The following is a 10368-nucleotide window of genomic DNA, read 5'->3' as shown; positions in this document are numbered from 1 at the left end:
TGTTTTTCTCGGTTAGAACGCAACATATTTAACACCCTTCCGAACGGTTTATTTACAAATATTATACAATATTAACGCGGTGTCGTGTTGAATTAAATACGCAAAAAATAGCTGTCGAGACTTTCTCGACAGCCTGAACTCACCCTAGGGTGAGTTTTTTTTCAATCATGCGTGAATAGCCGAAATACGTCTCCGACTTCGATTACGCCAGGTTAATGCTTCGAATCGCTTCCATATTCACTTTCGGTTTGCGCTCGATCGTCAGCAAGCCGTTCACTTCCTGCTGAACGTCCGTAATTTGCGTATAGCAGAATCCGCTCACGTATGGCAAATTTTTAATCGCTTGCGTAATTCCTTCGTATCGCTTCAAAAATTCATCCTCGTTACGAACTTGATTGCCGTAGCCCCAGCCCTCTTCGCTTGTAAAGGCGATGCCGCCGTATTCGCTGATGATCACAGGCTGGCCTCGATAGCCATACCCCTGCGCGAATGGATAACGATGCGTGTTATGCGCGAATTTATTGCCCAACAGCGCGTCTTTGTCCCGATATCGCTCTTCCAGCATAGCGCCTATCTCTTCATAATCGTGGAGTGTAATGATATCCGAAATCGTATGTTCCCAGCCGTCGTTCACGATGACCGGCCGCATCTGGTCGAATGCCTTGGTCAAATGATAGATCGACTCCGTAAATTGCTGCTGCTTGCGGTCGGTGGCGATGTCAGTTATCCCCCAGGACTCGTTGAACGGTACCCATGCAATGATGGAAGGATGATTGTAATGCTGTCGGACGACAGCCATCCACTCATTCGTGAATCGCTCAACCGCATCGTCCCCGAATTCGTAGGTTGACGGCATCTCCGACCATACCAGCAGCCCTTTGCGATCGCACCAATATAAGTACCGGGGATCCTCCAGCTTCTGATGCTTGCGCACACCGTTAAAGCCGAGGGCCAGCGTTTTGTCGATGTCTTCCAGCAGCGCTTCCTCCGATGGAGGCGTCAAATGCGTATCGTTCCAATAGCCCTGGTCCAGCAGCAGTCTCTGATAGATCGGCGTATGATTCAGTATGACCTGATCGCCTACGATCCGGATGCTCCGCATGCCGAAATAAGAATAGGCCGTGTCGACCGGCTTTCCGTTTTGCTTCAGAATCATCTCGACGTCGTATAAATTCGGATGGTTCGGATGCCACGGCTTGATCTTCCACTCGCCCACGGCCTCGTTAACAACGCTCACGTCAACTGCTACGGTGCCGCGCTCTACGCTCGTTTCCGTCGACCGGATCAGCTTACCGTCAAACCGGATGATGGTCTGCAGGGTCAATCCGTTGTAGTCCTGCCCAGCGTTACCCAGTTCGTAACAGAAGTTTGCCGACCCGCGTTCCAGCTCCGGCGTTATTTTTACCCGGTTGATATGAATCGGATTCACATACTCCATCCATACCGTCTGCCATATCCCTGTCGTCTGCACGTACCAGCAACCGAAGTTGTCCTGCATCCACCGCTGCTTGCCTCGCGGTTGGGTACAGCTGTTGCTGTCCACGGCTCGAACGGTAATCCGGTTCTCCCGGCCGACCTCAACCGCTTCGGTAATGTCAAAGGAAAAGGCTGCGTATCCGCCCTCATGCGTGCCGACTTTGTGTCCGTTGACCCACAGGGTCGCCGAGTAATCGACCGCTTGAAAATGCAGCAGGATACGTTTGCCTGCTTCCTTGGCGGGTATGGCAACCATCCGCTCATACCATACGCAGGGATGGAATGATTCATCCGCAATGCCGCTTGCTTTCGTCTCGAACGCGAAGGGGACCGTAATTTTGCGGTCGGCTTCAAGACGGTCGTACCACTTGCCGCTCTCCCCTTCCCGTGCATCGTCAAAACGGAAATCCCATTCCCCGTTCAGATTTTCCCAGTTTTCACGCACCAATTGCGGTCTAGGATAGTCTTTAATATATTTGTGCGAGCTAGACATTATGTTCCACTCTCCATCTTCTGTTAGTTTATCGTTTCTATTTCGTACCCATGGATTCCACCGTTAAGTCGCCGAGCTCGATCTGCTCTGCATGAACCGATCGCAGGCCTACTCTCCCCTGCATGAATGCCCGGGGATCATCATATGTCAGGATCGGCTCTTCCCCGTCCTGCACATATACGCGAATCGTGCCTCGTACCGCTTCAATTCGCAAGCTTGTCGGCTCGTTCGCTTTCAGCGAAACCTTGACGCTATGCAGTAATTCGGAATCGTAATTATGTTTGTACAGCTCAAGCTTCGTAGCGCTGACCGCAAGGAAATATCCCATTAGCGAATCACTCACTTGATCCCGGAAATCCGACTCGTTAGTCACTCGAAAGAGCACACCCGCCTGACCGGACGGATCGTCGCCCAGCTTCACGGTCGTTCGGATGCGATAATCGGTCCAAAGGGGGCTTCCGCCATACATCTTGGCATCGGAATTGGCCGCGCCGGCATACCCGCCGTCCGTTTCGATCCATTGGCCGTGAACATCCTCGGAGCTTGTTTGTTCCAGAAGATTCTCCAATTTGAACGTTTGCATGTCGACCAGCTCGAAGTCCATCGTTTTCCATTCCATCGTATGGTCGCTGTCCAATTGAATGGCAAGGCTATGTAATCCCTTTTCGAGCTTTAGAGACCCAGCCCGAATTTTAACCCAAGGTTCGCTAGCGCTACCCGAGTAATGGCTGCCGTCAACTTTATAGTTTTCGACCTTCTTATCGTCCACGAGCAGCTTGAAGGATGTCGGCCCCATTCCGGCCTTGATCATCAGGTCCAGCGCATACGTTCCGGATTCCGACACGTTCACGGCATAACGCAACCAGTCGCCTTTATCCGTCAGCGAAACCGAATAGCTTCCATCCTCAGCCATCTTAATCGCCGTACCGTCCGAACCGCGCCATGCGCCTGCTTCCGATGGGTGGCGGACCGAGAAGCCTCTGCCTTCACCGCTTAAGTAGTGTACGGCTTCCATGCTGCCGGGAAGCGGCTTGGCCGTTTCGAAGTCGCTGCTGCCGGAGGCGTGATTCGAGAATGCCGTATACGAAAAGCTCGGCTCGCCGGTTTGGTACTGATAACCGATTTTACCTGGTCCGAACGGTACCGCCGATTGATCCAGCTTCAGAACGCCGTCCAGATAAACGCGCAGCCGATCTTCTCCGCGCTCGACGCGAATCGTGTGCAGCTTGGACCAATCCGTATCTGCGGGAAGCTCCACCGTGGCAAGCACCTTGCGGCTGCCGTCCTGCATTCTGCCTAAGGATAACCCGTTTTGCTCCGGATCGATTTCGGCGAACCCGTATTGATTCGCGTCCTGATACGCAAACAACGCGGCAACGGGGGCCTTCGATGGAACCAAGTTATATTCGGCAGTAAAGACTCCATCCGTGCTCACCTTGCTAATGATTTGTGCACTTCCTCCAGAATCCGCTGCTTCCCAGCGGCTTTGATCGATGGCTTCTGCGTCCAGCCTATCAGCAAAGACCGGCCCTCCCGGGACGGGCTGATCGTAATTCGTAGGCCCCAGAATCTCCATCTTGTCTCCGTTGAATACAAGCCGGTCGATGTTCATCCGACGTACGGGCGGGCCCTCCTGGGATCTTCCCGTCAAGTTATGATAGACGAGATAATAGGAATCCAGATCGGGCCCCATTACCGTCGAGCTGTGGCCAAGCCCGTAAAAGTCCGGCTTAGTGCTGATGACGAGCGGGTTGTTGGCCGGAATGGTGTACGGACCTAGCGCCGAATCATGCGACACGGCATAATGAATGCGGTAGCCTTTGCTGAATACATGATTCCCAGTATAGGTCATGTAATAGGTTCCGTTCCGTTTGATGATCATGGACCCTTCCGTCCAATGCCCCAGATAGGGCCCTGGGATCGTCTGGCCCACCCCGAATTCGGCGGGATCATCCATTGGAACGCCGACAATGCCCGACGAACCAGCATGGGTGAACAGCCAGGAGCCGTCATCGTCGATAAATACCGAGCCGTCAATGCTCATCCCAACGTTGTCGGAGATCCGTTCGAACGGGCCTGTCGGCGATTCGCTGCGAAACACATAATGCCCCTTTCCTGCCGGAGACGTGTAGAGATAGAACCAGCCGTTCCAGTAAATCACTTCAGGTGCGTAGGCGCCGGTCGATACGGGATCCTCCGTCACTAGACCCGCATACCTCCAATCAACCAGATTGTCCGATATCCACGCCTTGATGCCCGTCCGGTGATCCTTTGTACTTACATACAGATAATAGCGGCCGTCATGCCGCAGTATATACGGGTCACCGTTGCCGTAATCCTCCCATTCTTCCTCTAGGGAAGGAAAAGGATTGGCGTACATCTTTTCGTTGTAAATGTCCAAATCGACCGCCTCCGGTTTCGTTCTTGAATCGCATCCCGACAATGCCAATCCGGCCGCTAATCCTAACATGCCAAGACAACAAACGATCTTCGACAGGCGCGGCATACTTATTGGCATGTGTCTCACCCCTTGATTCCGCTGATTGCCATCGACTCGATAAAGTATCGTTGGCAAAAAAAGAACACGATGATCACCGGCACCATGGCGATGATGGCGGCGGCCATGATCATCGGATAATCCGACTGGCCAATGTACATCGCCTGCATGGAAGCGATCAGCACTTGAATCGTTTGCTTCTCGGGCGTATGCAGGTAAATCAGCGGACCGAGAAAATCGTTCCAGATGCCCATAAAGCCGAGGGCAGCTTGGGCGGCGAGCGCGGGCTTCATGATCGGCAGCGCGATCTTGAAGAAAATGCCCGGAAAGCTGCAGCCGTCGATCTTCGCCGCTTCAATCAATTCCGTTGGCATCGCGCTTTGCAAATATTGGCGGATGAAAAAGATGACAACGATGTTGCCGAACAGGCCAGGTATGATGAGCGGCAGCAGTGTATCCACCCAATCCAGCCTGGAGAATCCGATATACTGCGGTATCATAACGACCGAATACGGAATCATCATCGTCCCGAGCAAACCCATGAACAGCATGCCTTTGTAAGGAAATTCGAATTTGCCAAAGGCATAGGCCGACATCGCGGATATCAGCATCCCGATCGTCAGGACGATCACCACGATGATCAAGCTGTTCATAAATCCATGCAGCAAGGGCGACTCCAGCCAAACCTTCGCATAGTTGTCGAACGTAAACGGATCGGGAATCCATTGTGGAGGAATTTCAAATACGTTTCGCCGATCCTTTAACGAGGTCGATATGGTCCATATGAACGGTGCGACCATAAAGATCGAACCGCATAACAACAGCAGCAGCGACCAGAGGTCCGTCATTTTTTCCCGTTTCACAGATTTCCCCCCTAGTCTTGGTAAACCCATCGATTGGAAAGCTTAAATTGAATGAGCGTGACGATAAAGATGAGAATGCCCAGTACCCAGGCCACCGCGCTGGCATAGCCCATGTTGAAGTACTCGAACGCATGCTGGAAAATGTAGTAGACGACCGTAGCGCCGCTGTATTCCGGTCCGCCATCCACCGCAAGCACGTAAATCTGGCTGAATGACTGGAACGCACCGATGATGCCCATAACGATGACAAAAAAATGAATCGGCGTGAGCAGCGGGATCGTAATTCGCGTCAGCTTGTGCCATGCACCAGCGCCATCGATTTCCGCAGCCTCATAATACGTCGAGGAGATCGATTGCAATCCTGCAAGATACAGCACCATGTTCCCGCCGATGCCGCTCCACAGCCCGATCAGGATGAGCGAAGGCTTCACCCACTCCGGCTTGCCCAGCCAGTTAGGCCCCGTGATGCCGAATGTTTCCCACAGAAAGTTGTTGAGCAATCCGTAATCCTGATTCAAAATCCACTGCCACAGCAGGGATACCGCGATAATCGGCGATATGACCGGAAGGTAATAGATCGTTCGCATGAACGAGATGCCGGCGAATTTGCGGTTCATCAATATGGCCAGCAGCATCGACAGTATCATGCCGAGCGGAATGCCGATCATCAAATAGACTGTATTGTACAACGATTTGAACACTTTCTCGTCTTTCAATAGATCCTTATAGTTTGCGAGCCCCGTCCACTGCGGATCGGTAAGCATATCCCATTTGTGAAAACTGATATAGATCGAGAACAAGATCGGCACAAGGCCGAACAAAAGAAACCCGAGAACTGGCGGAGCGACAAACAGATACAACCACGCCAGCTCTCTTCTGCGATACCCGCCAAGCTTGGTACCCATATTTCATTCCACCTTCGCCTGTATTTCGTTATGACATGACAGGATATCCGTACGGCGGGGGGCGCCGATATGAATAATTGACGCCACCTGCCCTGACGGCATTATTTATTGCCTTTGTCGTACAGCTCCTGCATCTTCGGCTGGATCTGGGCCGTAAAGTCTTTCGCCGACATCTCACCGTTCCATACTTTGCTCGCGTTCTGGTTGAACATATCCATCCATTGCGTATCCTTAGAGAAAGCTACCACGTCCGGACGTCCGTAATCTTGGATAATATCGAGGAATACTTGACGTGTCTGAGGTCCTTTGTCCATTTCCTTAAATTCGCCTTCCGCCATGTCGATCAGATTAGGAACCGCTTGACCGAGCTGGTAGTTTTCGCGCTGCCCTTGCTCATCCAGGGACAGGAAGGCCGCCAAGTCGAACGCTTCCTGCGGGTGTTTGGATTTGGCCGAAACGGCAAATCCCATCGAGCCGAGCCAGGTCGCCGTTTCTCCCGTATTCGGGCTTGCCGGCCACGCCGCAATGTCCCAACCGAAAGGCAGCTCCCAGAATGCAGGCTGATCCCAAGGGCCCATCGCAAACATCGCCAGTTGGCCGTTAATAAAGCGGGTATATGCATTCATCGCTTGCTCGGCTTCCTGATTCGGGCTGACCTTATGCTTCAGGTTCAGGTCAGCAACAAATTGCATCGCCTCATAAAATTCGGGCTCGTTCACCTTTACCGTGCCGGTGGCGTAATCGATATATTCACCGCCGTTGCCCCACACCGCAGATTCCAGGCTGTAAGCGCCTACACCATATTGATCGGGCTTTCCGTCGCCGTTATCGTCGACTGTCAGCTTTTGGGCTGCTTCCAGCATGTCGTCCCAGGTCCATTCCCCTGCCGTTGCGGAAGGGTAAGGCACCCCCGCTTCGTCAAACAAATCCTTGTTATAGACAAATGACCATGGTCCTACGTCCTTCGGCAGTCCGTACACATCTCCGGCGCCAACCTTGCTGCCGTCAAAGCGGTAGCGGTCCATCGCCTGCTTCCATACGTTATCGGGATTAAACAACGAGGTCTTATCCAGATAGGACTGAATGTTGAGAAGCGTTCCGGCTTCCGCGAAGCGGTAAAACTCGGGGCCCCCGACGTAGAATACGTCCGGAACCTTGCCGGAGCTGATCAGCGTCGTCATCTTCTGCGAGTATTCGCCTGGCGGTACCGAAGTGTATTTAACGGTGACGTGCGGGTTCTTCTCCTCGAAGGAAGCGATCAGCTTTTCGAAAATCTTTTTTTCGTTCGGATTGCCGTGGCCCATAAACTCAATCGTTACAGGTTCTTTAGGGTCCTTCCCGGCGGAAGCTTCATTGCCTGGTGACGAAGTGTCCGGGGTGGTTGGTGCAGCCCCGTCATTTGGTCCATTGCCGCCGCTGCAAGCGGTTAACGCGAACATCAGCAGCAGCATGATCATGCCTGCGAATTTGTTCTTCGATTTCATGCGATTCCCCTCTTCTTTAAAAGATGTGGTGTAAGCGCTTTACGAAATCATAGTAACTTATAATAATATAATTTTATATACTATATTTAGTATAAAATTTGTTTTTCCATCTTTCCCCTTATTCTTTCACCAGCATGACCGGCACCACGATTCTTCTCGCCTCAAAAGCCCCTTCGATCTGCTCAATTAGCAGCTCTACGGTCAACCGGCACATCTCCTCCTCGTTTTGGCGGATGTACGGCACATTCGGCAGATCCGGCGGATCGAACGTGATCAGCTCCAGTTCGTCCGGCACCTGCCTACGCGATGCAACTGCCGCTTTATAGGCATTTCTGCACAGCTCCGTATTGGCCGTAATGATGCCGGTAATATGGGGATTGTCATCTATAAACACTCTGATGTGTTCGACGGATTGACCCGATGCGATCTCATCCAGCGGGAGGAGACACCATAAGCTTTTGTCGATCGACAATCCATGCTCCAGAAATGCCTGCTCAAACCCTTGGGCCCTCTCGTCCGTCACCGTATTCGTAATTTCGGGAGAGATGAACGCGATAGACGAATGGCCTTTGTTAAGCAAATATTCAACGGCTTCCCTTGTGCCGTTTACGTTATCCGAGCTTACACTGTACGTCTTGATCTCCTTCAAGAACCGGTCGATCAGAACGAAGGGGAAACGGTCCAGCGAGAGCCTCAGAATCGAATCGTTGTAGGTCTCGTTTTCAACCGGAAAAATGATCATGCCGTCCACCCCTTGCTTGAGAAAGGACGAGATGACCTTGGATTCCTCGAGTTGGGATTCGCGCGTAATTCTCAGCATCACTTCATAGCCTGCGGCAGACGCATATTTCTCGATGTTATCCAAAAAACGCTGGTCCACTTTCGTTTTCATAGTCGGCAGCACTAACCCGATCCGCCCGCTTTTGCCCGGACCTGCCGTCCATTCTCCCAACTGATCAATCGCCGTGGCGTGCTCCGGCTTGCTCATGACAAAAGTGCCCTTGCCTTGAATCCGGACGAGCAAGCCTTCCTCCATCAGTCCAACCAGCGCATTTTTGCTTGTAATTTGACTGACGCGGTAACGTTCGGACAGTTCCTTCTCCGAAGGGACCCGGTCGCCTTCCCGCAGCTTGCCGATGGCGATCAGCCGCTTGATATCTTCCTGTATTTTTTTGTATAGCGGCAGAGATTTCAATGCCCATCACAACCTTTATAATTTAAATAGTATATTTAGTATATTATTATAATATAACTTCGCTTTTGTAAATGACTAAAACATCAATCGAGAGGATTCGTAAAGGAGTCTGACTGCCTTTATAGGATCTTTTTCTTGCGATATCGGGAAATGCCCAAGCTTCGAAATTTATACTTTCTGATATCTTCAAAAAAAGAAACGGTCTGAACTTAGTTCAGACCGTTTCTTGGCGGGCTATTTCATTGATTCTTAAATTGTACTAGGTGAAGTCGAGATCATTCCGGCCTTATCCACTGGACTGGTACGACTTCACGCCTTGGCTCGTGCGTACCGGACAATTGTTCTGACAGCAAATCGACGACACGCCGACTTACTTCATCCAATTGCTGACGGATGAAAGGAATGCCATCAAGATCCGGATCGTCAAACGCGGCCAGCTGAGGTTCGTTCCCCGCCCCCTTCCAAATCTCCCGAATGGCATAATGGGCATAGCGGGCCAATTCCGCGTTAACGGCAAAGACGGCAGTGATATCGCGCTGTTCGCTCAGGAAACGAACGACCTCCCGTTGCCCGTTCCCCTCTGCTATGGTTTCCAAATCCATCATGCACCACAGTGTCTTGTCTATAGGCAAGCCTTGTTCCATGAAAGCGGCCTCGAAGCCTTTGGCTCTTTCGTCCGTAACCGAATTTGTAATTTCCGGTGACAGGAAGGCAATGCGCATGTGCCCAGCAGCAAGCAGACTGGATATAGCTTCCCGAACGCCTGCATAATTGTCCGAACTGACGCTGTACGCCTTGATCTCTTTCAAGAAACGGTCAACAAGCACCAAGGGAACCCGGTCGAGCGACAAGCGCAGAATCGCGTTATTGTAGCTTTCCTGCTCGACAGGGAAAATGATGAACCCGTCGACTCCTCGTTCCTGGAACTGCTTGATCGCTCGGTATTCTTCCTCTTGTGACTCGCGTGTAATGCGAATCACAAGATCGTATCCCCTATCCGTACAATAGCGTTCCAGACCGTCCAGCAGCTGCTGGTCGATCTTGGTTTTCATCGTCGGCAAAATAATCGCGATCGTCTTTTTCGTACCCGACTGTAGATGCGGCTCTTCCGGAATGACCAGCTCCCGAACGAAGGTGCCCTTTCCCCGATATCGCACTAACAAGCCTTCCTCCACCAAACCGTTGAGCGCGTTTTTGGATGTAATCTGGCTTACACCGTACCGCTGGGCCAAGTCCTTCTCCGAAGGTATCAAGGCTCCTGCTTGCAGCTCGCCGCTCTGAATGCGCTGGCGTATATCGTTCTGAATACGTTTATATAACGGTTGCTCCATGTCTGACCTCTCTTTTTATGTCAGTCCCGAATGAAAAATAATATATATTTAGTATATCTTAAATGATATTAATTACGATACAATCCATTTTAGAAAGCGCTTTCTAATTCGGGTTGGGAGGTTA

The 10368-nt window shown here is 51.6% G+C and carries 7 protein-coding genes; all 7 read right to left on the bottom strand.

The annotated features are described in order from the left end of the window. Window positions 1-202: 202 nt before the first annotated feature. The 7 genes from ACPV3A_RS35320 to ACPV3A_RS35290 all read right to left on the bottom strand — a co-directional run bounded on the left by ACPV3A_RS35320 (window position 203) and on the right by ACPV3A_RS35290 (window position 10244). Window positions 203-1969, bottom strand: coding sequence for a glycoside hydrolase family 2 protein (locus ACPV3A_RS35320; protein ID WP_194543123.1), 1767 nt, complete (start codon window positions 1967-1969; stop codon window positions 203-205). A gap of 37 nt (window positions 1970-2006) precedes the next feature. Then, entirely contained in the window at window positions 2007-4487 is a 2481-nt protein-coding gene (locus ACPV3A_RS35315) for a family 43 glycosylhydrolase (protein WP_426204515.1), read from the bottom strand. 5 nt (window positions 4488-4492) lie between these two features. After that, window positions 4493-5329 (bottom strand): carbohydrate ABC transporter permease, encoded by an 837-nt coding sequence (locus ACPV3A_RS35310; RefSeq protein WP_113058931.1) that lies wholly within the window; start codon window positions 5327-5329, stop codon window positions 4493-4495. Window positions 5330-5340: 11 nt separating this feature from the next. Continuing rightward, on the bottom strand, window positions 5341-6234 hold the full coding sequence (locus ACPV3A_RS35305) for a carbohydrate ABC transporter permease (protein WP_071218449.1): 894 nt from the start codon (window positions 6232-6234) through the stop codon (window positions 5341-5343). Between the two features lie 101 nt (window positions 6235-6335). Next, on the bottom strand, window positions 6336-7718 hold the full coding sequence (locus ACPV3A_RS35300) for an ABC transporter substrate-binding protein (RefSeq protein WP_194543125.1): 1383 nt from the start codon (window positions 7716-7718) through the stop codon (window positions 6336-6338). A 118-nt stretch (window positions 7719-7836) separates the two neighbouring features. Then, complete coding sequence (locus ACPV3A_RS35295) at window positions 7837-8913, bottom strand: GntR family transcriptional regulator (protein WP_339217803.1); 1077 nt, start codon at window positions 8911-8913, stop codon at window positions 7837-7839. A gap of 275 nt (window positions 8914-9188) precedes the next feature. Further along, complete coding sequence (locus tag ACPV3A_RS35290) at window positions 9189-10244, bottom strand: GntR family transcriptional regulator (RefSeq protein ID WP_426204512.1); 1056 nt, start codon at window positions 10242-10244, stop codon at window positions 9189-9191. Between the last annotated feature and the right edge of the window lie 124 nt (window positions 10245-10368).

Origin of the sequence: Paenibacillus sp. Dod16 (assembly GCF_049893405.1) — a bacterium.
In the GTDB taxonomy this organism is placed as follows: Bacteria; Bacillota; Bacilli; order Paenibacillales; family Paenibacillaceae; genus Paenibacillus_AQ.
The sequence above is the reverse complement of the archived record's forward strand: the minus strand, read 5'-3'. Positions and strand labels throughout refer to the sequence as shown.

Coding starts and splice junctions, on each gene's coding strand:
- ACPV3A_RS35320 (WP_194543123.1), bottom strand. CDS start 1,969: ATGTCTAGCTCGCACAAATATATTAAAGACTATCCTAGACCGCAATTG.
- ACPV3A_RS35315 (WP_426204515.1), bottom strand. CDS start 4,487: ATGCCAATAAGTATGCCGCGCCTGTCGAAGATCGTTTGTTGTCTTGGC.
- ACPV3A_RS35305 (WP_071218449.1), bottom strand. CDS start 6,234: ATGGGTACCAAGCTTGGCGGGTATCGCAGAAGAGAGCTGGCGTGGTTG.
- ACPV3A_RS35300 (WP_194543125.1), bottom strand. CDS start 7,718: ATGAAATCGAAGAACAAATTCGCAGGCATGATCATGCTGCTGCTGATG.
- ACPV3A_RS35290 (WP_426204512.1), bottom strand. CDS start 10,244: ATGGAGCAACCGTTATATAAACGTATTCAGAACGATATACGCCAGCGC.